Consider the following 21,243-nt stretch of genomic DNA (forward strand, 5'->3'; position numbering starts at 1 on the left):
AAAACCCTGCCAACTGCAGGGTTTTTTTTGTGAGTAATGCAAACAAAAACATCCTAATCTGATTTAAGTAAAAAATTAAATTACTCATGGAAGGCAAGAATGTTGTGATTATTGGAGGCAACTCCGGAATAGGAAAAGCTACTGCAGAACTGCTTCAAGCGGCAAGAGCCAATCTCTTTCTATACTCTAAAAGCGGGTCAGGAACCACAGCTTTGGATACTTCAGTAGATTTTGAGGAAATTCCGGGATTGCCTGAGGTCATCGATGGAGTAGTCTATGCACCTGGTACGATTAACCTTAAGCCTTTCCACAGAATTTCCATGGATGATTTTAAAAGGGAAATGGAAGTCAATTTTTTTGGAGCTGTAAGGGTGCTTCAGGCTTGCCTTAAGGGACTCAAAAAATCATCGGCACCTTCGGTGGTTTTATACAGTACCGTAGCGGTACAGACAGGCATGGGCTTCCATGCCGGGATAGCCTCCGCCAAGGGTGCGATCGAAGGCCTTACCAGATCCCTGGCTGCCGAATGGGCTCCATCCAAAATCCGTGTGAATGCCATCGCGCCATCATTGACAGAGACTCCATTGGCTTCTGCCTTACTTTCTACACTAGAAAAGAAAGAGGCTTCCGACAAGCGGCATCCCTTGGGAAGAGTAGGCTCGGCCTCGGACATTGCTGCTTCCACCCTATTTTTGCTGTCTCCACAATCGAGCTGGATGACAGGACAAATCCTTCATGTAGATGGAGGTATGTCTACATTAAAATAATTTAAACAATTACCCTAGGCATATTGTCTGTATTGCGGGTATGGTCCCGAGATGAAAGCGCTGTGAATATGAAGACTCCACCTGAATCATTCCTGTTGTTTAAGGAAGAATTGAGGAAGGCCCAACTCGAGAAAGAAAGGCTTCAACACTACTACGAGCAAAAACTGGCAGAAGTCAATCAGGAACTTTGTCGCCTGAAGGAGCAGATTCAGTCCCAACAAGATATGATGCGGACTACGCTTGAATATGCCTCCAACCTAGAAAACCGATTGACAGAAGTCAAAGAGGAAGTGGCTCATGCTACCTCCAGAAGTCGTAATTCCATCTATTAATTCTACACTTTCAGCAATGAACGAGACGATAAACTCTTCCGAAATTCAAGACTTTGTAGTAGCCTTTGAGCAGCGTTATGCCAGGGTTTGGGTCAGCCATGAAAGAAAGACCATCATTTGTGAGCTTTTGGCTGATTACATTCCGATCGAAGATTTCAAACTCACGTTTGGTCAGATCGGGGAGATAGTCAAGGCAGGTGATTTTGAAAAATTCATCTTCGATAAGCGATCCCTGAGAGCTTTCCACCAACCGACTATGGAGTGGTACTTCATTTTTTGGAAAAAGGAAATGCTGGAATATGGGGTCAAAACCCATCGAAAAATCCTCCCTGCAGAGAAGTGGTTTGAAAAAATGGTACAAATTGCCAAAGACCAGATTCTCCAAACTTATCCAGACAATATCATCGATCAGCTGGACATTCGGTACTGCGATACCATCGAGCAGGCTATTGAGATATGATGAAGCACTGGACACTGGATCAGGTTATGGAAGAAGATTCTTTTTATAGAAGGAATCTCATCAACTGTCTGTCCGGCTACAAAAGTCTCAATCTCATCGGCACTAAAAACGCGGAAGGGGTCACAAATCTTGCCCCATTTTCTCAGGTTTTCCATATCGGAGCAGCACCTCCCTTGGTAGGAATTCTTTTTCGCCCACACACCGTCAAGCGGGATACGTTAGAAAATATACTGCAAACCGGCTTTTTCACACTCAACCATGTCATTCCCACATTTTTCAAAGAAGCCCATTGGACAGCAGCAAATTGGGAAGGCAGCGAGTTTGAAGGCACAGGACTAATCGAGGAATTCAAACATGGTTTTTACGCGCCATTTGTGAAAAGCAGTCCCGTGCAGTTGGGTTGTTCCTTAGTAGAAACTCAGACGCTCCAAGTCAATCAAACGGTTCTTCTGATTGCTAATGTGGATCATATTTTTGTGGAGGAAATAGGCCTTCGATCTGATGGTTCCTTGGATTTGAATACTTTGGAAACAGTCACAGTAAGCGGATTAGATGAATACCACGTTGGTGAAAAATTAGGTAGATTGGCGTACCCAAAACCTGGAATACTTCCAGCAAAATTCTAATTCTACTAATTTATTGCTCAACAAAGGGTTTGAGATCAAGTGTTTTTTGAAAAATCTGAAACCCGAAATCAAAAATCTCATATCCAACAACTTGCAGCTTCTTGAACTCACCGACGCCGGACTTTATTGTCCTCCTGCCGGGATTTTCATCGATCCTTGGAAGCCTGTGGATCGTGCCGTAATCACGCATGCGCACTCGGACCATGCCCGTTGGGGAATGAAGCATTACTTAGCACATCAAGATTCAGCAGAGGTGATGAAGTTGCGTCTTGGAGCGGATATCAGCCTCCATACACTCGAATATCAGGAAAAACTTGAGGTAAACGGCGTTAAAATCAGTCTTCATCCTGCGGGACATATTCCGGGTTCGGCACAGGTCAGGTTGGAATATCAGGGGAAAGTGGCCGTGGTCAGCGGGGATTACAAAGTCGAAAATGACGGATTTGCTACACCCTTCGAACCGGTGAAGTGCCACGAGTTTGTCTCCGAATGCACCTTTGGACTTCCGATCTACAAGTGGGAATCTCAGGTTGAGATTTTTTCACAAATCAATTCCTGGTGGAAAGAAAATGCTTCTGAAGGACGTAATTCGGTACTTTTTGCCTATTCTTTAGGAAAGGCCCAACGCATCCTCCAAAACCTCAACCGGGAGATTGGGGAAATCTTCGTCCATGGAGCCATCTGGAATACCAATCAAGCGCTGATGGCGAATGGGATTCCGCTTTGGGATGTGCCCAAAGTGACTCAGGACATTCCAAAAAATCGATTCAAAGGGGCCTTGATTATCGCTCCGCCCTCAGCAATGGGCACGCCCTGGATGCGGAGATTTTCTCCTTATCGAACTGGGATTTGTTCGGGTTGGATGGCGGTGAGAGGTACGCGAAGGAGAAAAGCAGCAGATCGGGGATTCGTGCTCTCTGACCATGCCGATTGGGAGGGATTAATCTCGGCTATTTCTGCTACCGGAGCTGAAAAAGTGTACCTCACACACGGTAGCACGGCATCTTTTGGTCGCTTTCTGCAGGAGGAAAAAGGAATTGACGCAGTCGAGCTTCAGACGCTTTTTGGCGTGGAGGAAGTGGAATAAGAAGGAGAGTCCGATGCTGTATGTCGGATGACCGCTGTTACGAATACTTGGAAGGGTTGCCAGATTTGTTTCGGGGCTCCTTATATTCATTCCTCTTATGTGGTACAAGAGGTAGAAGAAGGGAAGTTGATCAGGATTGAAAAATTGGAAGATTGCAAAATTGATGAGCCACCAATACCTTAGATTTACTTTCAAATTTTCTACTCATGTTCAAATTTTTGATTTTCCTTTTCCTAGGCATCTTTTTAGCATCCTGCCAAAATCCTGCAACAACTACTTTGGACAGCTACGTGCATACCGTCACTGGACCGATTTCCATCGACTCGATGGGCTTGACGCTGATTCATGAACACATGTTGGTGGACTTTATCGGGGCAGATTCAATTAGTACGGATCGCTGGAATCGAGATTCCGTCGTTGCTAAGGTTCTTCCTTTTCTTTTGGAGGTGAAAAAGCATGGGGTTCGTACCATTTTGGATTATACGCCGAGTTATTTGGCTAAGGATCCCTTACTTCTGAAAACCCTCAGTGAAAAGTCCGGAATTCAGATTCTGACCAATACCGGATTTTATGGGGCCGTGGGCGGGAAATACCTTCCCGACTTTGTCCAAACCGAAACTGCCGAACAATTGGCCAAGCGGTGGATAGATGAATTCCAAAATGGAATCGAGGGCACGGGGATCAAACCCGGATTCATTAAGATCTCCGTCAACGAAGCGGACACGCTTTCAGCAATCGATCAAAAGCTCGTTCGCGCTGCCGCCATCACGCATCTGAATACAGGTTTGACCATTGCTTCCCACACCGGAACTTGGAAGACTGCGGCTCAGGAAGTGAGGATTCTTCAGGAAATGGGAGTGGAGCCTTCCGAATTTGTATGGGTTCATGCACAAGCCGAGAAGGACTTTAATAACTATCGAAAAGCTGCCGAAATGGGCGTTTGGATCAGTCTGGATGGGATTGGCTGGTCGATTGATCCGTATGTGGACCGTCTAGTTTTTGCCAAGGAAAATGGGATTTTGAGGAATATCCTGATCTCCCATGATGCAGGCTGGTATGACCCTGCCAAAGCGGGTGGAGGAGATTTTCAGCCGTTTACCAACATTTTTGAAAAGCTGATTCCAATCCTGAATGAAAGGGGTTTTTCCGAGAAAGATTGGGATTTACTTTTAAACAAAAATCCAAAGTTAGCTTTTGAAGAAACAATAAGCATTTGGTTAGTTGAGTCAACTACCTTTTCATTATGGTAGAAATTGGGATAATCCTCCAATCTCCTCCCAAATTTTCTTTGCCTTATTTCTGCAAGCCAGTTCGCCTGCTTACCTTTGCGCATGGCAGAACAAATCCTGATCCTAGATTTTGGATCTCAATACACCCAGCTGATAGCAAGACGAGTCCGCGAACTCAACGTTTATTGCGAAATCCACCCCTACAATAAAGTTCCCGAAATCACTTCCGATATCAAGGGAATCATTCTTTCCGGTTCGCCTTGCTCCGTGCGAGACGAAGGTGCTCCTGATGTCAATACCGATGCTTTCCGCGGCAAACTTCCTGTATTGGGGGTGTGCTACGGAGCTCAACTTTTAGCCAGCAAGTACGGGGGAGAGGTTCTTCCATCCACCATTCGTGAATACGGACGGGCTAATCTCGATCACATCGATCTGCATCACGACTTGCTCAAGGAAATGACCCACGGATCCCAAGTGTGGATGTCGCATGGGGATACCATCAAAGAGCTTCCTGCAGGTTTTGAAGTCATAGCCAGTACGTCTTCCGTCCGTGTAGCGGCTTTCAAAGTCGAGGGAGAAAAAACCTATGGCATTCAGTTTCACCCCGAAGTGACTCACTCTTTGGAAGGCAAAAACCTGCTCAGAAACTTCGTGGTGGGTATTTGTGGCTGTTCTCAGGATTGGACTTCTGATACTTTTATTGATTCTACAGTTGCCGAGCTAAAAAAGAAAATCGGTTCGGATAAGGTGGTCATGGGCCTATCCGGAGGGGTAGATTCTTCTGTGGCTGCGACTTTAATCCACAAAGCAATTGGCGATCAACTGACTTGCGTGTTTGTGGACAATGGATTGCTTCGCAAAAATGAATTTGAGGAAGTCCTCGATTCGTACAAGCACATGGGCTTGAATGTGATCGGAGTGGATGCCAAGCAGCGTTTCTACGATGCCTTGGCGGGTTTGACTGATCCAGAAGCGAAACGGAAAGCAATCGGTCGCGTATTTATCGAAGTGTTTGACGACGAAGCGCACAAGATTGAAGGAGTGAAATGGTTGGGACAAGGAACTATCTATCCTGATGTGATTGAGTCTGTTTCTGTCAAAGGTCCATCCGCTACCATCAAGTCCCACCACAATGTAGGAGGCTTGCCTGATTTCATGAAGCTTTCTGTAGTCGAGCCTTTGAATACCCTTTTCAAAGATGAGGTACGAGAAGTAGGTCGGGCTTTGGAAATTGTGGAAACGATTATCGGTCGTCACCCTTTCCCGGGACCAGGTTTGGCTATTCGTATTTTGGGAGATATTACCGAAGAAAAAGTGAAAACCCTCCAAGAGGTGGATCATATTTTCATCCAAGGATTAAAGAATCATGGCCTCTACGATAAGGTTTGGCAGGCTGGAGCGATTCTCCTTCCGATTCAGTCGGTAGGTGTCATGGGAGACGAAAGGACCTATGAGCGAGTGGTCGCACTCAGAGCTGTGGGTTCTGTCGATGGGATGACAGCGGATTGGATTCACCTTCCCTATGAGTTTTTGGGCAAAATGTCCAATGAGATCATCAATCGGGTGAAAGGGGTGAATCGAGTCGTGTATGACATCTCCTCCAAGCCACCGGCAACCATCGAGTGGGAATAAGATTGCAATAGACTTAAACCGGGCCAAACGCCCGGTTTTTTTATTTGTACCCACAAGGTGTCATTCATTTACATAGCGATGCAATCAAGATCAAGGGTCCAGATTCATGCCTACTTTTAGACATTGGTTTTGCAACATTAGGATCAAAAAAACACAGTATGGGTCTAGAGAATTTGTTGATGTTTTCGGTTCTACTCTCCACAGGAATCGTCCTCGTCTACAAGCAAGTGAGTTTGTTTAAGCTGGCAACAGAATCCTCGGCAGAATCACAGGAGAATAAATCAGTGTCTATAGAACCTCATCAAAAAATGGAAACATCAGCTATCAAATCACAATTAGAAGAGATTCCTTCTTTTCAATTAGATGAATTCCAATTGACAAAAAGGATCTTTGACCTGTTTGGTGAAGAAAAAATTTACCAAAACCACAGCCTGAATGTGGGAGAGTTTGCAGACCGCCTTGGGGTCAAGCCAAGGGTCGTTACACAAGTTTTGGATAAACTTTCCGGTACATCATTTAAGGAGCTGACCAACTTGTATCGTATCAAATATGCAGTAGAAAAAATTGAAGAGGGATACCTCGAAAAATATACCTTGGAAGCATTGGGAAAAGAAGCTGGATTTAATTCCAGAATCACATTTTTCAATGTATTTAAAAAGGAAATGGGAATGTGTCCAAGAGAATATTGGAAAAAGTGTTTGTCCATAGCGGCATAATAGGTAGATAGTTTGTTTGTTTCTTTTTGAGACCTGCATTTTGTTGAGATGCAGGTCTTTTTTTTGAAATATTGAAGAATTTATTCAGCTGTTTTTAGGAGCTATTTTACTATAGATAGGATTATTATTTAGTGCTTACTTAAGGTGATTGGTTTTGATCAAATGTGACTTTTGGCACACTTGAGGCCTTTTTTTACAGTTTTTTAATGGATGATACCATTCATTAGCATCAAGATGCAAAACTCGTTTTTAGATCAGTCAATTATTGGTGTGGGATAATATATTTTATTCCTTTACTCCCAGTAAGCTTTCTCTTAAATACATCAGAAGATGAGCTCTTTAAACTCGATAGTGTCAGGTAAAAATAGAATCAGCGACCCGCTATCTAGCTGTAGATTAAATCTACATAATGCTATTCGTTTACAATATTTAGCAAATCTGGAAATAATATTCAGATTATTTTATGTTATAAAAAATAACTCTAGTATAACTTCCTTATATAAAGTTTTTCTTTTACTCTCATTTATCTTTTTTTCATCTAATTCATATCTCTACGGTCAATTTGCAGGTGGAAATGGTTCCCTCCAAGATCCTTATCAGATCCAAAATTGGGAACAACTCAGCAAGGTCAATCAAAAGCCAAATGCATACTTTATACAGATTGCAGACTTGGATGCCATGTCTCCCGGTTATGGAGCGTTGGCTGGACCTCAAGCTAATTCCGGTAAAGGCTGGATTCCGGTTAGTAACTTCAAAGGTAGATTTTCAGGAAATGGATACGCCATCAAAGATCTTTTCATCAATCAACCCCAGCTAGGTAACCTTGGTCTTTTTGCAAATGCTGCAAACTCAGAGTTTTCTCAAATCAAATTGAGAAATATCCAAGTCAAAGGAAACAGTAACGTGGGTGCGCTGATTGGTGTAGCAGTGAATGTGAAGGTGAATGCGTGTTCCTTTACCGGATCAGTTAATGGTAAAACCTATGTGGGGGGTCTCATCGGAACCCTTGGCAACTCCATTATTAATGACTCCTATTCCTTGGGAGAAATTTCTGGAGACAAGGCCGTAGGAGGATTGGTAGGAAATGCATACCAAACTGATGTTTTCAGAAGCTTTTCTACCGGTAGTGTTTCAAGTGAATCTGAAGCTGGAGGGTTGATTGGCCTTTTCCAGTCCAACTCCAAAAATAAAGTTGAAAATTGCTACAGTTTAGCTTCCCTGGAAGCCGGTCAGATTGCAGGTGGACTAATCGGAACTATGGCAGGAGGCTTGATCAACAACTCCTTTTTTGCCGGTCAAATTCCAGCTGTACCCCAAGCTTCCGGTTTGGTGGGAAAAGGTGATGCCTCAGCGGGTGTCAACCATTCCTTCTGGGATCGTTCTCTTTCTCAAGTTGCCTCAAGTAGTCCGTCCAAGGAGGCGAAGACTACTATGGAACTAAAATCTCAATCCTTTTCTGAGGTAAGTGAGTGGGATTTTGAGGGAGTTTGGGCAATCAAAAAACCTACTGCAGAATCTCCTTATGTATCCTATCCTTACTTGAGATCTATCCCATATGATCAGGTGGGTTTGGTACCGCCCTTTAATCCTATTCCTGGTCTAGAAAACCTGAGAGTGCCTCGAGAGTGGGAATTCCCCAGTGAAAAATCAGTTTCCTATGGAGATCCTGATTTCAAACTTGGAGATGAAGTCGACTCTTTCTGGTATCCCATTTCTTACAGTAGTTCTGATACCTCCGTGGTAAAAGTTATCGGTAACTACGCCTCCATCAAAAAAGCCGGTTTTGTGAGGATCACCGCCAAAATCCAAGATGGCAGAAGCCCCGCCAAAGAACAAGTAGTTCATGTGAATCCTGCTGTATTGAAAATCACTGTGAACTCAGGAATGGCCAAAGTATATGGACAAAAAGATCCTGAATTTGGCTTTGAAGCCATAGGTTTTAAAAATCAGGACAAACTGGATCTACTAAGTGGGGCAGTACAACGACAAGCAGGAGAGCAGGTAGGTACCTATCCAATCCAGCAAGGCTCTTTGGATGCAGGTCTCAACTACCAAATAGAATTTATTGGGGCAGAATTTGTCATCAATCCTAAAGACCTCAAAGTGAGTGTAGCAAAGGCTCAAAAATCATTTGGTGCTGCAGATCCATCTTTTATTCTAGAGGCGGAGGGGTTGATCGAAGGAGAAAGTCTATCCGCTGTGTTGGAAGGCAAACCAAAAAGACAGCCTGGTGAGAATGTAGGGAAATACCTCATCGAACAAGGTGATTTGATTGCTTCTGACAATTATAAACTGGTTTTCAATAGCGATAGTCTGGAAATTATTCCTGCCTTGCTGATTTCTATGGAATCTGCAGGTGAAATCAAAACCTCCTGGTCTGTGGTTCCTTCTTTTCCCAAGTCTGGAAAATTCTTAACCCAAGAAGCTCAATGGGTAGAGCTTCCTATAGAATGGCAAAACCAAGGGTTAGATTATTTCAAAAGAGGTTCTCACCTGGTTAATGGAAAAATTAACTCTCCAAACTATGCGTTGGCAGTGGGCTTGCAGGCCGACGTTAGAGTAACCGTACTTCCTAAAGTAGCTCCTCAAGATCTTCTTTTCCAAGCAAATCTCTCTCAGGCTGGACTGGTGGGTGACCTGCAAGTAGTCGACTCCATTGATGATCAGCATGAGATCAGAATTCCAAATGGCCTCTTGGATAATTCATTATTCGAAATCAGAGAGAACAGGCTCTGGTGGGTAGGCAAGTCAAAGATAGAAAGCAAGGCAAACTACTCCCTCGAAATTGAGGTGGAAGATAGGGATGGTAACATCTTGAAGAAAAAACTGAGCTTGGAATTCAAAGCAGTCGAGAAGCAGCAAGAATCAATCGAGGTATTCAACTCTTTCTCTCCCAACCATGACGGAATAAATGACTCCTGGATGATCTCTGACAGAGTTATCGAGGGTCAATTCAAAGTGGTGGTCATAGATGGTTCTGGACAAGTGGTCTTCGAGTCTCATTCTCCTGAGAAAAGATGGGATGGCAACTACCTAGGCCGCCCAATGCCAGACGGTACTTACTATTGGATCTTTGAAAATGCCGGAAATGTCCGACGAGGATTTCTTAACCTACTGAGAGGTAGATAAACCATTTCTGCCATGAATATTTTAAAGTTTTTTCAGAAAAACAGGAGTTGGGGTCTAGGCCTTTTATTCCTACTTGGTTTGATGCCGGATGCCAGCGCACAAACCAGAAAATTCACCTCCCAGTTTTCCCACTTCCAAGGATACTTTAATCCCGGATTGGCAGGGTATGAAGGCTCCACCGTACGTGGGTTTGTCCGTAATCAGTGGGCTGGGATGGAAGGGGCGCCCAAGACTTTTTTCTTCAGCACTGAAGTGGATTTTGGGGAAATGGCAGGACTGGAAGATCCGGCCTTGATGGGCAAAAACGCCATCTCAGCCAGTGTGCTCAGTGAGTCCCATGGGACATTTCGTGAAAATGAAATCATAGTATCCTACGCTTCCAGAATCCGATTGTCGGAAAGTCATAACCTCAGACTTGGTGCCGGAGTCATTCATCAGTCGATTCGATTGGATGGAAATGCCCTGACTTGGGAAGAGCAAAATGATCCAGTTTATAGAGAATACATGGGACAATTTTCCAATATGCAGGTGGTAGACTTCAATATCGGTTTAGCGCTTACCCATAAAAAATACTACCTCTCCTATGGTATTCATCGGGTGAATGGAGGTCAGCTAATAAAAGGTGACAAATTTATAAATGCCTATCCTGCCGAAAAGATGATCCAATTTGGTGTGAGAGAATCGCTGACTGATCAACTGGCCTTGATTATCAACGGATTTTACAGATCCAGAAAAGATCTGCCGGAAGTGCTGGAGCTCAATGTCAAAGCCCTGCTGATGGACAAAGTGTGGATAGGAGCTGGTCAGCGGGTGAGTTATGCCACCAATTTCAATTTTGGATTTTTGACCCAAAACATGCGGATCGGCTACCTTTATGAGCTGCCTGTTCAGAATAGCTATCTCATGCCTGGAGGCACTCATGAAATCACCGCTGTGATCAACCTCTTCAATTCCTACAAGCCCAGATATCAAAGGGATATTCTGATTTGGTAAGCTAGAAGGACGGGAAGTTCAAATTCCCGCTATACTCCAAACAATCCCATATATGGATTGCCTATTCCTTCAGGTTTGAAAATATTGGCTTAAATTTGGCACTCTGATAAGCCCTATCAATTCTGCCTGAACATGCGAAAAACTCTCCTACTCCTTTCTCTATTTTTTGTATTAGGAAATGTAAGTGCTCAAAACTTGCCCGAAAACTACACCAAGGCAAAGTCTGCACTTTCCACCCAGGATTATTGGTCTTCCATCAACCTGTTCAAGGAGTTTTTGGATGAATCCAAATTTGGTAATCTTTCTTATTATGCGGCTTTTCACACAGCAGAGGCGGCATTGAAAGTCAATCAACCTGCCTTGGCTATTGAGTCACTCCGGCCCATCTATGGCAAAGCATGGGACCAATCCGATGAAATGATTTACCTCCTCGCGGTTGCATATTTTCAAAACAGCCAGCCTCTGGAAGGTTTGAGAATGATCAAGCAGATTAAAAACGAGGCAATTTTGGCCAAATCTTATAAAGCTACTTTTGAGTTCTTAAAAGGCTCTACTCCAAATTTTTTGATCACCAATCTCGAAGAATTTAAGACCAATGAAGGGTACACCGCAGCCTTGGCGAAGATGTTGGAAGAAAAAACAGTCATGTCGGCCTCCGAGCGTATGGCATTAAATCAGGTCCTGAAGTCTGGGGTAAAGGGGCTCCCAAAAGATGAAATTTTGGATTTGGTGGTGATCTTGCCTTTCACCAATGGCTCAGGTCAAGCCATATCTTCCTTGGGGGCAACGGATTTTATGTGGGAACTTTACCAAGGCATCGAGGCAGGTGTAAAGCAACTCAAATCGCAGGGAGCACAGATTAATTTGAATACGTTTGACTCCAAAAGGGATCTCAATCAGTTGAATGTGATCTTGAAAGATCCAGCTGTTTTAGCGGCAGATGTGATCATAGGTCCTATCTATCCTGATGAATCTGAGCAAGTAAGTTCATTTGCAGAGGCGCAGAAAATTCCATTTATCCATCCGCTTTCTAACTTGGGGGAGCGATTTGAGCAGACTGAATTCAGTTACTTGTTTCGACCATCTGTAGCATCACTTTCCAAAGGAGTGGTGTCTTCTATTAAAAGCCAAAATTGGGGGAAATCAGTAGCGATTGGATTTAGTGGTAGTGCCCGTGATGAGCGAATGGCTCAGCTGCTACAGGAAGAACTCACCCAAGCCGGGTTCCGGATCGCAAAATCTCAAAAGGTAGATCCAAAATCAGTAGCTTCCTTCCTCCAAGGACTAGGTGTTCGCCGAGGTAATAATCCTGACGTCAATCAAGTTATTCTTTTGACTGATGATCCGGCGATTGCCCAACCTGTCTTTGCTTTGATGGAAAGTATATCCACCTCAGTTCCGCTCTTGGTTATGGACTCTTGGCTGGGTTTCAATTTTGCCAATTACGAGATGCTCGAGTTTCCCAATTTTTACTTCATCTCCAATAATACACCGAAATTTGAATCGGAGGAAATGACTCAATTCAGGAAGTTATTTTATGATACTTACCTGGTAAATCCATCTTTGAATGTCATTCTGGGAGCTGAATTAGTCAATTGGATCTCGGCCAATGCCCTTTTTGTAAATGACTATGATCTTCGAATCTCTCTCGATCAAAAAGGATATCATCCAGGAAAATTGACTTGGGGCTTTAATTTCCAAAACACAAACAACAACACCTATTCACCGGTTTTCAAACTTGAATCCGGGGAATTGATTCCCTTACGTTAAATCATGCAGATTTCTGAAAGCAAGCGGCTTTTTGCCCATGCAAAAAACTTTATTCCAGGAGGAGTCAATTCCCCTGTTCGTGCCTTTCGTGCCGTAGGTGGCGAACCGATTTTCATCCAAAAAGCAAACGGTGCCTACCTATACGACGAGGATGGCAATTCCTACATTGAGTTGATCAATAGCTGGGGGCCGATGATTCTTGGACACAATCATCCCATGATCCGCGAGTCAGTGATCCAAGCCATGGAAAATGGAACTTCTTTTGGCGCTCCTACTGCTCGAGAAGTGGAAATTGCCGAGCTGATTGTAAGTATGGTTCCTTCGGTGGAAAAAGTGCGCATGGTCAATTCCGGTACTGAAGCTACCATGTCTGCCATACGTGTGGCAAGAGGCTATACGGGTCGGGACAAGTTTATCAAAATGGAAGGGCACTACCACGGGCATGGGGATTCTTTCTTGATTTCGGCGGGTTCGGGCGCGATCACCATGGGCAATCCCGATTCTCCTGGAGTAACCGTTGGCACGGCAAAAGACACCTTGCTTGCCCCCTACAATGACCTCCAAGCCATCGAGACCTTGGTTGCAGCCAATAAAGGGGAAATCGCGGCCTTGATTTTGGAGCCAGTTCCAGGAAATATGGGCCTTTGCCTTCCAAATCCGGGATACCTTCAGGGATTGAGAGAGATCTGTACTCGTGAGGGAATTGTATTGATTTTTGATGAGGTGATGACCGGTTTCCGTTTGGCTAAAGGTGGTGCACAGGAGCTTTTTGGAGTGACTCCCGATATGACCACCCTTGGCAAAATCATCGGTGGTGGGATGCCTGTTGGAGCTTACGGAGGCAAAAAAGAAATCATGGAGTTCGTTTCCCCAGCTGGCCCGGTTTATCAGGCAGGGACACTTTCCGGTAATCCTATTGCGATGGCTGCTGGATTGACCATGTTGAATTACCTGAATACCCATCCTGAAGTGTACACCAGACTCAACGAAATCGGAATGCAACTCGCCTCCGGAATCGCTTCCATCAATCATCGATTGGGGCATGATTTTACGCTAAATCAATTGGGAAGTATGTATTCCCTTTTCTTTACCGAGGAATCAGTGGTGGATTTTGAAACAGCCAAGAAGTCTGATACGGCATTGTTTGGCAAGTATTTCCAAGGCATGCTAAAGCGAGGGGTATATTTGGCGCCGTCTCAATTTGAGAGCTTGTTCCTTTCTACTGCCTTGACAGATGATCTGATCGCTCAGATTTTGCAAGCGCATGAGGAAAGCATGAAGGAGATTTTAGGATAAACAGTTTCGAGAAATGGCAATGAAAGTATACGGCATCAAGAATTGCGATACGATGAAGAAGACCTTCACTTTTCTGGATGAAAAGGGCGTGGTTTACGACTTCATCGATTACAAAAAGCAAAAGCCAACCGCAGCGTTATTGACTTCCTTTTTGGAGAAAACTTCGTTGGCTACCTTGGTCAACAAGCAGGGAACGACCTATAAGAAAATGGAAGAAGCTCAAAAAGCAGCTTTGGAAAAAGTAGAAACAGCACTTCCCATTTTGATCGAAAACTCCAGCATGATCAAGCGACCTTTGATTGTGTATTCTGACGGAAGTATCACATTGGGATTTGTGCCTGATCAAATCCTAGCCAAGATTTAATACACGATGGTATCACTGGGGATAGGGGGCAGTTCATAGCTCCCTGTCTCCAGTTTGAACTTGAATTTTTTCAACGGTTCATTGCCAATAAGTCCTGTTTCGTAGGCAAATACTTTTTCCAACATAGGCAGTTGGTCAAGCTTCTCCAGATCGGGTTGGGTGATGGAGATTCCATTGAGGTATAGGGACTTGAGATTTTTTAATGACTTCAAGCTTTCCAAATTTGCTCCCTTGACTTGGGTGTGGCTGAGCTTGAGTACAGTCAGTTGTGGGAAATCTCCCAATTTTGTAAGAATCTGATCCGTGACCTGAGTTCCTCCAAGATCCAGATAGGCCACGTTACCTTGGATGTAAGCCAAATCTCCAAGATTTTGATCTTGAAAATCCGGAAAATTGATGCAGCTCACTTTCAGCAGAGCGCTTCCCTGCGCAATGGGCTCCACGTAGAATCCTTTTTTTCGAAGTAGGGCTAAGGTGTCCTCTGCTATTGGCGAAAGGGTTAAAGTTGGATAAAAAGCGATTTCTTCCCGTTGGAAAAAGGGTTCCAGCCATTTCTTTTCCGGTTTGGCAGCTCCTAGTTTGATGTCAAAAGAAGCCTCATTTTCCAACCAAAGGCGAATCAACTCCAGTTCCTCTTTTTTAGGTTGACGCTTCTCGCTCGGAGGCATGTGGTCTTCGTGGTCCAGCGGCAGCTCCATTCTACTGATCAGATGGCTTTTCAGATACTCATGCGGGTCAATCACGGGTCCGTTTTCCCCACCTTTCAGCAAGGCTTCTTTGGTGCTGAGGTCCAGTCCTCCTTTTTTGTTTCGGGGATTGTGGCAGCTTTGGCAGTTGGAATTTAAGATCGGCTGCACCACCTCCTCATAGTAAGCCAATTCTTCCCAACCCACTTCAGGCAAGGTCAATGGAGCTGCTGAGGAAGGTGCTCCTCCAAATAGGGATTGGAGATTTTCGGGCATCACTTCGGTGAAGTAGCCTTCGCCATGGGTGATCGTTCCCCCCAAGTGGCCAGTAAACAAGAGTGCTCCGATCAGTACCAAAGAGCTCCATTTCAGCTTTACGGGATCGCTTGTTTTTTTACTCTTCCCATAAAAGAAAAATCCCGCCGCCGTAGTCAGCACCCCAAAAATCAGGTGAAACTGAACCGTGCCCCAGGAAAAGCCTTCGAATTGGTATTGGAGAAATCCTGAAATAGAAGCCAAAACCCCTCCGATCGAACCCAGCAAAAAGGCCAGCTGAATGGCAGGCAGAAAGGTTTTGTCCTGCTTTTTCGAAAGGAAAATAAGTAGGACACCAAAAACCAAAATCCCAATGGGGAGGTGGACCAAAATGGGATGAAATCGACCCAAAAGCGGAAAGATGAAACTCAGCATATCAGGCGATTACGGATCGGATTAATTCGCCATGAACATCTGTGAGTCGGAACGGCCTGCCCTGAAACTCGTACGTAAACCTCTCGTGGTCAAAACCCATCAAGTGCAAAATCGTGGCGTGCAGGTCATGCACGGATGTTCGCTCGTCTACCCCTGCAAAGCCAAAGTCATCTGTGATGCCGTAGCTCGCGCCTTTTTTGACTCCGCCTCCAGCCATCCACATCGTAAAAGCATCCACGTGGTGATCCCGTCCAAGGAAACCCATCTTCTTGCCTTCCCGGTTTTCCTGCATCGGTGTGCGCCCAAATTCCCCTCCCCAGACGACCAAGGTTTCTTCCAAAAGTCCCCGCTGTTTCAGGTCCAGCAGTAAGGCTGTCATCGGTCTGTCAATGGTGCGGCACTTGTTACGCAAGCCCATGTCGATTGAGCCATCGTGATCCGTACCGTGAGTATCCCAACCCCAATCGTAGAGTTGGACTACGCGTACGCCCTTTTCCACCAGTTTTCTGGCCAAAAGGCAATTGTTGGCGAAGGATTCCTCTCCGGGCTGAGTGCCGTAGAGCTGATGGATATGCTCGGGTTCGTCGTTGATGTTCATCACCTCTGGCACTTCGATTTGCATTCGATAAGCCATCTCGTATTGATTAATTCTGGCGAGGATCTCGGGATCGACGAAGTTTTCAAAATCTTCCTGATTGGACTGATTTATCGCGGAGATGACCTGCTTTTTGAGATCGCGGGACATGCCGCTTGGATCCTCGAGATACAATACAGGATCGCCTTTGGATCGGCATTGGACGCCTTGATAAACGGAGGGAAGAAATCCCGAACCCCACACGCTTTTGCCTGCGTCGGGTGTTTTTCCACCTGAAGTCAAGACGACAAATCCCGGTAAGTTTTGATTCTCAGTGCCCAATCCATAAGTCACCCAACTGCCCAAACTCGGTCTTCCCAACCTCGGTGAACCCGTCTGCATAAACAGCTGTGCCGGTCCGTGATTAAACTGGTCGGTGTGCATGGCTTTGAGAAAGGCCACTTCGTCGGCAACTTTGGAGAAATGAGGCAAGTAATCCGAAATCCAGGCGCCGCTTTCCCCATGCTGGGAAAATTTGGCCTGGGGACCGAGCATTTTGGGCACTCCTCTGATGAAGGCAAACTTCCGTCCTTCCAACAAGCTCTCCGGACAGTCCTGATCATGGTATTTGGCCAGCTCGGGCTTGAAATCAAACAACTCCAACTGCGAAGGCGCCCCAGCCATGTGGAGGTAAATGATGGATTTTGCTTTGCCCAAAAAAGGCGGAGGAAGGGGAGACAAAGGATTCAAATCCCGGTCGCTGAGCTGAAGGCCTGTTTTTAGGGTTCCATTTTTCCCCAACTCACAGCCGAAAAGTAAAGGAGCTAAGGCAAGCCCGCCCATTTTGCTTACGCACTCGAGGAGAAAATGCCTTCTTGTCTGTGTTTGCAGTTTTTGGTTGACCAATTCATTCAGTAGCTTTTCCACGTTCATGGGATCAGGGCTTGGTTAAAAACTCGTCTAAATTCATCATTGCATTGGTGGCTACGGCCAAGGCAGCTAAACTGGAATCGGCTCCTGGGAAAAATTCTCCCAAGGCTTTTTGGTCCTGATCAAAGTTTGATTTAGCTGACTTATATAGGTTCATTAGGTTAGCTTTTTTGCTTTCTGAGATAGGCAAAAGCATTAGGTTTTGGTAAATGGTTTGAATGGCCAGTTCGGGTTTTTTCCCCGATTCCTCCCATACTTTTTGGCTCAAGGCTTTGGCAGCATCGAGGTAAACGGGATCATTCAAAGTGGCCAAAGCCTGAAGAGGCGTATTGGTCACCAGTCGCTTGCTGAGGCAGACTTCCCGACTTCCCGCATCAAAGGTGATGAAGGAAGGATAGGGGCTGGTGCGCTTCAGGAAGGTGTACACACTTCGGCGGTACTTGTCTTCGCCCTCGCTTTCTTTCCAGGACTCCCCATTGTAGACTGTCTGCCAAATGCCCTCCGGCTGGGCAGGCATCACGGGCTTTCCATACATTTTTCGGCTCAATAATCCGCTTTTGGCAAGGGCTTGATCGCGGATTTGCTCGGCAGAAAGCCGGTATCGAGGCCCTCGGGCATACCATTGGTTTTTGGGATCTTTTTGAAATGCCTCCGAGCTGATTACGGAGGATTGCTGATAGGTAGCCGAAGTGACTATCTCCCGAATCAGTGATTTGATGCTCCAGTCGTAGTCATTGACTGTTTTCCAAGCCAAGTAATCCAGTAGCTCGGGATGGGAAGGCGGATCGGATTGGGTGCCCATGTCCTCTAGCGTCGAGACCAACCCTCTGCCGAAAAGCTGATCCCAAACTCGATTTACAAGTGTGCGGGAGGTCAGGGGATTTTCTGGGGCGGTGAGCCAATAGGCAAATCCCAAGCGATTGGATGGCCATTCCGATTTCCATGTTCCCAGTTCCTTTGGAACTTTTGGACTTACTTTTTCTCCAGGTACCATCCAGTTGCCCCGCTCAAAGACAAAGGTTGGTCGGGCCATATAGTCCGGATTTTCGATCAGAATGGGAAGGCGCGTTCCACGGAAATGAAGCAGCTCTTCCCAAGATTTTTTCACAGTGGAGAACCCGGGCTTTTTCTTTCCTTTCAGACTTGGGACAAAAGCAAACCACACGATGGAGGAGGTGTTTTGCTGGGTTTTTGCTCGTGTATTTTGAGCTTCGATGTAGAGATTGACTTTCCCTTGCACAGGCTTGAAGGGGATTTCCTTCACGACCTCTCCTTGGGTTTTGTTGATCATAAAGCTGGCGAGAATTTCTCCTTCGGGGCCGTCTTTTCGGATGGTCATTTTGGTGCCATCCACTCCGGACCAATAATCGAGCAGGAGTTGGTCAGAACCCTGGGTGTCGATGTTTTTATAGACGGCAGAGCCTCCTGGCCAGAGCCCGAGCCATTTGGTGTCGATCAACTCGGATTGTTGGAAGTCCGTGGCAAGGTGAGCGGCGTATTTGGGTTCGTGGAATTTTAAAAAGTCAGCCCGCTGCATGGCGGCAGTTTTTCCTTCATTTTCTTCAGCCCAAGCCACAATCTGGTTCATTTTGGCCTGATCTTCCGCTTCGTAAAATCGTAAGCGAGGCTCTTCGTCGTGGGTGTCTTCGTCTCTTGTATTATTGAAAAAGGCCAGGGACTCGAAGAATTCTTCGTGTCGGATGGGATCGTAAGGATGACTATGGCACTGCACGCAAGCCATGGTGGTACTTTGCCAGACTTCGAAGGTCGTGCTCACCCGGTCCAAGACAGCGGCAACGCGGAATTCCTCGTCTTCCGTTCCGCCTTCGTCATTGTTCATGGTGTTGCGGTGAAAGGCCGTTGCGGTCAGTTGATCTTGGGTAGGATTGGGTAAGAGGTCGCCTGCCAGCTGCTCGATGGTAAACTCATCGAAGGGTTTGTCGGTATTAAAAGATCGAATTACCCAGTCTCGATAGGGCCAAAAGGTGCGGGAAACGTCCCGTTCGTAGCCTTTGGTATCGGCATAGCGGGCGAGGTCCAGCCACCAAGTCGCCCATTTCTCCCCATAGGCTTCTGAGGAAAGCAACTGGTCCACGGCTTGCTCGTAGCTGATTTTGCCGGAGGAAAAGTCCCGAACCAAAGATTCCGAAGGAGGCAAACCTGTGATGTCCAAGGCCACTCTGCGAAGGAGTCTCATGGGATTTTCGGGTGAGGATGGACTCAAACCCAGACTTGGCAGTTTTTCTTGGACAAAAAAGTCAATGGGAGCAAGCGAGGTGTTGTCAGTTCCACCGAAACTGGCAGCCGTGGGATTAGCGGGAAGTTTGGGTTCTTGGACCGGCTCATAGGCCCAATGTTTACCCCATTTGGCGCCTTGATCGATCCATTCTTTCAGTAATTCAATTTCTTCCTCGCTGAGTTGGGCACGCTGGTAAGGCATTCGGAGTTCGGGATCGGAATGCGTCAGCCGCTTGATGAGTTCGCTGGAGGAGGAACTTCCCGGTACGATCGCGGGATGTCCGGATTCGGTTGGAGCAAAGGCTTCTTCCTCGAAGAGTAAGCTAAATCCTCCGCTTTTTTTCACGCCTCCATGGCAGGAGATGCAGTGCTTGTTGAGGATGGGTTTGATATCAGTGCTGTAGTCAACCTCTTTTTCAGCCCCGAAAAAGAAAAAACCGATCAGGGAAATCCCGATCAAAACACTGAGAAGAATAGCTAGGCGGTTGGTGAGCATGGTCCGAAATGAATCGGAGGAAAAATAGCCAATTTCGAAATAGGAAGGAAGAGAGGATAAGGAATAGGAATTAAAAAAGCCGCTTTTCATTAAAGCGGCCCAATTCTATTTTAGATCAGCGTTTTTTTGGGAGGAAAGTAACTTGGTAGATTTTTCAAAATATCCGTCGTCATTCCATCCAAGTCATAATCCGGTTGCCATCCCCAGTCTTCCCTTGCACGGCTATCGTCGATGCTATCCGGCCAGGAGTCTGCGATGGCCTGACGGAAGTCGGGATTGAACTCAATCTGGAAGTCAGGAACGTGCTTTTTGATGCTTTCGAAGATTTCTTTGGGAGAAAAACTCATCCCCGCGAGATTGTAGCTGGAGCGGATTTTTACCGATTCCCTTGGTGCATTCATCAGGTCCAATGTGGCCTTGATCGCATCGGGCATGTACATCATCGGCAAGTAGCTGTCCTCGCGAAGGAAGCAGTTGAATTTTTCATTCGCAATTGCCTTGTGATAGATGTCCACTGCATAGTCAGTCGTGCCGCCTCCCGGTAGGGATTTGTATCCAATCAGCCCTGGGTAGCGAAGGCTTCGCACGTCCACCCCATGTTTCTCGAAGTAGTATTCACACCAGCGTTCTCCTGCCTGCTTGCTGATGCCGTAGACGGTGTTGGGTTCTTTTACGCAGAATTGAGGAGTATTGACTTTTGGCGTATTTGGCCCAAATACGGCAATGGAGGAGGGCCAATAGATTTTGTCCAGTTTCTGTTCTTTGGCCAGTTCCAAGACATAAAGCAAGCTCTCCATGTTGAGATGCCAGGCAAAAAGTGGGTTCTTTTCCCCCGTAGCCGATAGGACTGCAGCCAAGTGATAAATCTGAGTGACTTTTTCCTCTTTGACCAAATCTCGAAGTGCCTCTTTATTCATCACATCCAAGGTCTGGAATCGGCAATAATCAAAAGCAGATCGGGCTGAATCTCTGAGGTCGGTCGCGATGACCTGTTCTCCTCCAAACTGATTGGCTAAAGCCTGTGTAAGTTCTGAACCTAGCTGACCTGCAGCTCCGATGACAAGGATTTTTTCCATAGAAAGGTTTTCGAAAAACCCAGAAAGTCGCCTTGAGGGTTTTTGTCTATATTTGGGTTTGCTGCGCAAAAGTAGTAAAAAACACCTGTCCGCATCGTTTTTTTGATCAGTGGATCAGCAAACTTTAGCAATCATTCATACCCTTCAAATAG

Annotated in this window: 17 protein-coding genes; 13 read left to right on the forward strand and 4 right to left on the reverse strand. The window is 45.8% G+C overall.

Annotation, left to right across the window (positions count from 1 at the left end; all coding sequences use genetic code 11):
- The first annotated feature begins 86 nt into the window (after positions 1-86).
- The 13 genes from ACFPIK_RS13735 to ACFPIK_RS13795 all read left to right on the forward strand — a co-directional run bounded on the left by ACFPIK_RS13735 (position 87) and on the right by ACFPIK_RS13795 (position 14,401).
- The gene (locus ACFPIK_RS13735; RefSeq protein WP_377916233.1) at positions 87-767 is read left to right on the forward strand and encodes an SDR family NAD(P)-dependent oxidoreductase; all 681 of its coding nucleotides are present in this window, start codon (positions 87-89) and stop codon (positions 765-767) included.
- Between the two features lie 68 nt (positions 768-835).
- Positions 836-1,099, forward strand: coding sequence for a hypothetical protein (locus tag ACFPIK_RS13740; protein ID WP_377916235.1), 264 nt, complete (start codon positions 836-838; stop codon positions 1,097-1,099).
- A 16-nt stretch (positions 1,100-1,115) separates the two neighbouring features.
- Positions 1,116-1,559 carry a hypothetical protein gene (locus ACFPIK_RS13745; protein ID WP_377916237.1) on the forward strand — a complete coding sequence of 148 codons (444 nt, stop codon included), beginning with the start codon at positions 1,116-1,118 and terminating at the stop codon, positions 1,557-1,559.
- Entirely contained in the window at positions 1,556-2,185 is a 630-nt protein-coding gene (locus ACFPIK_RS13750; protein ID WP_377916239.1) for a flavin reductase family protein, read from the forward strand. Before ACFPIK_RS13745 ends, ACFPIK_RS13750 begins: the two co-directional genes overlap by 4 nt.
- 91 nt (positions 2,186-2,276) lie before the next feature.
- Entirely contained in the window at positions 2,277-3,272 is a 996-nt protein-coding gene (locus ACFPIK_RS13755; RefSeq protein ID WP_377916399.1) for a ligase-associated DNA damage response exonuclease, read from the forward strand.
- A 206-nt stretch (positions 3,273-3,478) separates the two neighbouring features.
- Positions 3,479-4,522: a phosphotriesterase family protein gene (locus ACFPIK_RS13760; protein ID WP_377916241.1), complete on the forward strand. Its 1,044-nt coding sequence runs from the start codon at positions 3,479-3,481 to the stop codon at positions 4,520-4,522.
- 81 nt (positions 4,523-4,603) lie between these two features.
- Complete coding sequence (gene guaA, locus ACFPIK_RS13765) at positions 4,604-6,133, forward strand: glutamine-hydrolyzing GMP synthase (protein ID WP_377916243.1); 1,530 nt, start codon at positions 4,604-4,606, stop codon at positions 6,131-6,133.
- A 158-nt stretch (positions 6,134-6,291) separates the two neighbouring features.
- Complete coding sequence (locus ACFPIK_RS13770; protein ID WP_377916245.1) at positions 6,292-6,849, forward strand: helix-turn-helix domain-containing protein; 558 nt, start codon at positions 6,292-6,294, stop codon at positions 6,847-6,849.
- Between the two features lie 678 nt (positions 6,850-7,527).
- A complete protein-coding gene (locus ACFPIK_RS13775; RefSeq protein WP_377916247.1) occupies positions 7,528-9,978 on the forward strand; it encodes an MBG domain-containing protein in 2,451 nt (816 codons plus the stop codon).
- A gap of 12 nt (positions 9,979-9,990) precedes the next feature.
- On the forward strand, positions 9,991-10,971 hold the full coding sequence (locus ACFPIK_RS13780) for a PorP/SprF family type IX secretion system membrane protein (protein ID WP_377916249.1): 981 nt from the start codon (positions 9,991-9,993) through the stop codon (positions 10,969-10,971).
- Between the two features lie 132 nt (positions 10,972-11,103).
- The gene (locus tag ACFPIK_RS13785) at positions 11,104-12,741 is read left to right on the forward strand and encodes an amino acid ABC transporter substrate-binding protein (RefSeq protein WP_377916251.1); all 1,638 of its coding nucleotides are present in this window, start codon (positions 11,104-11,106) and stop codon (positions 12,739-12,741) included.
- Between the two features lie 3 nt (positions 12,742-12,744).
- Positions 12,745-14,037, forward strand: a complete 1,293-nt coding sequence (hemL, locus tag ACFPIK_RS13790; protein ID WP_377916253.1) for a glutamate-1-semialdehyde 2,1-aminomutase — start codon at positions 12,745-12,747, stop codon at positions 14,035-14,037.
- A 13-nt stretch (positions 14,038-14,050) separates the two neighbouring features.
- Complete coding sequence (locus ACFPIK_RS13795; RefSeq protein WP_377916255.1) at positions 14,051-14,401, forward strand: Spx/MgsR family RNA polymerase-binding regulatory protein; 351 nt, start codon at positions 14,051-14,053, stop codon at positions 14,399-14,401.
- Here the strand turns inward: ACFPIK_RS13795 and ACFPIK_RS13800 are convergent.
- The 4 genes from ACFPIK_RS13800 to ACFPIK_RS13815 are packed head-to-tail and all read right to left on the reverse strand — an operon-like array spanning position 14,398 to position 21,091.
- A complete protein-coding gene (locus ACFPIK_RS13800) occupies positions 14,398-15,777 on the reverse strand; it encodes a c-type cytochrome domain-containing protein (RefSeq protein WP_377916257.1) in 1,380 nt (459 codons plus the stop codon). The two genes, ACFPIK_RS13795 and ACFPIK_RS13800, sit on opposite strands and share 4 nt — an antisense overlap.
- A gap of 1 nt (position 15,778) precedes the next feature.
- A complete protein-coding gene (locus ACFPIK_RS13805) occupies positions 15,779-17,284 on the reverse strand; it encodes a DUF1501 domain-containing protein (RefSeq protein ID WP_377916259.1) in 1,506 nt (501 codons plus the stop codon).
- Between the two features lie 4 nt (positions 17,285-17,288).
- Positions 17,289-20,105, reverse strand: coding sequence for a DUF1553 domain-containing protein (locus tag ACFPIK_RS13810; protein ID WP_377916261.1), 2,817 nt, complete (start codon positions 20,103-20,105; stop codon positions 17,289-17,291).
- A gap of 20 nt (positions 20,106-20,125) precedes the next feature.
- A complete protein-coding gene (locus ACFPIK_RS13815; RefSeq protein ID WP_377916263.1) occupies positions 20,126-21,091 on the reverse strand; it encodes an NAD-dependent epimerase/dehydratase family protein in 966 nt (321 codons plus the stop codon).
- Between the last annotated feature and the right edge of the window lie 152 nt (positions 21,092-21,243).

The sequence above is a fragment of the Algoriphagus aquatilis genome, from assembly GCF_042657405.1.
In the GTDB taxonomy this organism is placed as follows: Bacteria; Bacteroidota; Bacteroidia; order Cytophagales; family Cyclobacteriaceae; genus Algoriphagus; species Algoriphagus aquatilis.

Excerpts from the sequence above, each read along its gene's own strand:
- ACFPIK_RS13785 (WP_377916251.1), top strand. The coding sequence starts at position 11,104 with ATGCGAAAAACTCTCCTACTCCTTTCTCTATTTTTTGTATTAGGAAAT.
- ACFPIK_RS13800 (WP_377916257.1), bottom strand. The coding sequence starts at position 15,777 with ATGCTGAGTTTCATCTTTCCGCTTTTGGGTCGATTTCATCCCATTTTG.
- guaA (WP_377916243.1), top strand. The coding sequence starts at position 4,604 with ATGGCAGAACAAATCCTGATCCTAGATTTTGGATCTCAATACACCCAG.
- ACFPIK_RS13770 (WP_377916245.1), top strand. The coding sequence starts at position 6,292 with ATGGGTCTAGAGAATTTGTTGATGTTTTCGGTTCTACTCTCCACAGGA.
- ACFPIK_RS13750 (WP_377916239.1), top strand. The coding sequence starts at position 1,556 with ATGATGAAGCACTGGACACTGGATCAGGTTATGGAAGAAGATTCTTTT.
- ACFPIK_RS13810 (WP_377916261.1), bottom strand. The coding sequence starts at position 20,105 with ATGAAAAGCGGCTTTTTTAATTCCTATTCCTTATCCTCTCTTCCTTCC.
- ACFPIK_RS13760 (WP_377916241.1), top strand. The coding sequence starts at position 3,479 with ATGTTCAAATTTTTGATTTTCCTTTTCCTAGGCATCTTTTTAGCATCC.
- ACFPIK_RS13740 (WP_377916235.1), top strand. The coding sequence starts at position 836 with ATGAAGACTCCACCTGAATCATTCCTGTTGTTTAAGGAAGAATTGAGG.
- ACFPIK_RS13795 (WP_377916255.1), top strand. The coding sequence starts at position 14,051 with ATGGCAATGAAAGTATACGGCATCAAGAATTGCGATACGATGAAGAAG.
- hemL (WP_377916253.1), top strand. The coding sequence starts at position 12,745 with ATGCAGATTTCTGAAAGCAAGCGGCTTTTTGCCCATGCAAAAAACTTT.
- ACFPIK_RS13775 (WP_377916247.1), top strand. The coding sequence starts at position 7,528 with ATGTCTCCCGGTTATGGAGCGTTGGCTGGACCTCAAGCTAATTCCGGT.
- ACFPIK_RS13780 (WP_377916249.1), top strand. The coding sequence starts at position 9,991 with ATGAATATTTTAAAGTTTTTTCAGAAAAACAGGAGTTGGGGTCTAGGC.
- ACFPIK_RS13805 (WP_377916259.1), bottom strand. The coding sequence starts at position 17,284 with ATGAACGTGGAAAAGCTACTGAATGAATTGGTCAACCAAAAACTGCAA.
- ACFPIK_RS13815 (WP_377916263.1), bottom strand. The coding sequence starts at position 21,091 with ATGGAAAAAATCCTTGTCATCGGAGCTGCAGGTCAGCTAGGTTCAGAA.
- ACFPIK_RS13745 (WP_377916237.1), top strand. The coding sequence starts at position 1,116 with ATGAACGAGACGATAAACTCTTCCGAAATTCAAGACTTTGTAGTAGCC.
- ACFPIK_RS13735 (WP_377916233.1), top strand. The coding sequence starts at position 87 with ATGGAAGGCAAGAATGTTGTGATTATTGGAGGCAACTCCGGAATAGGA.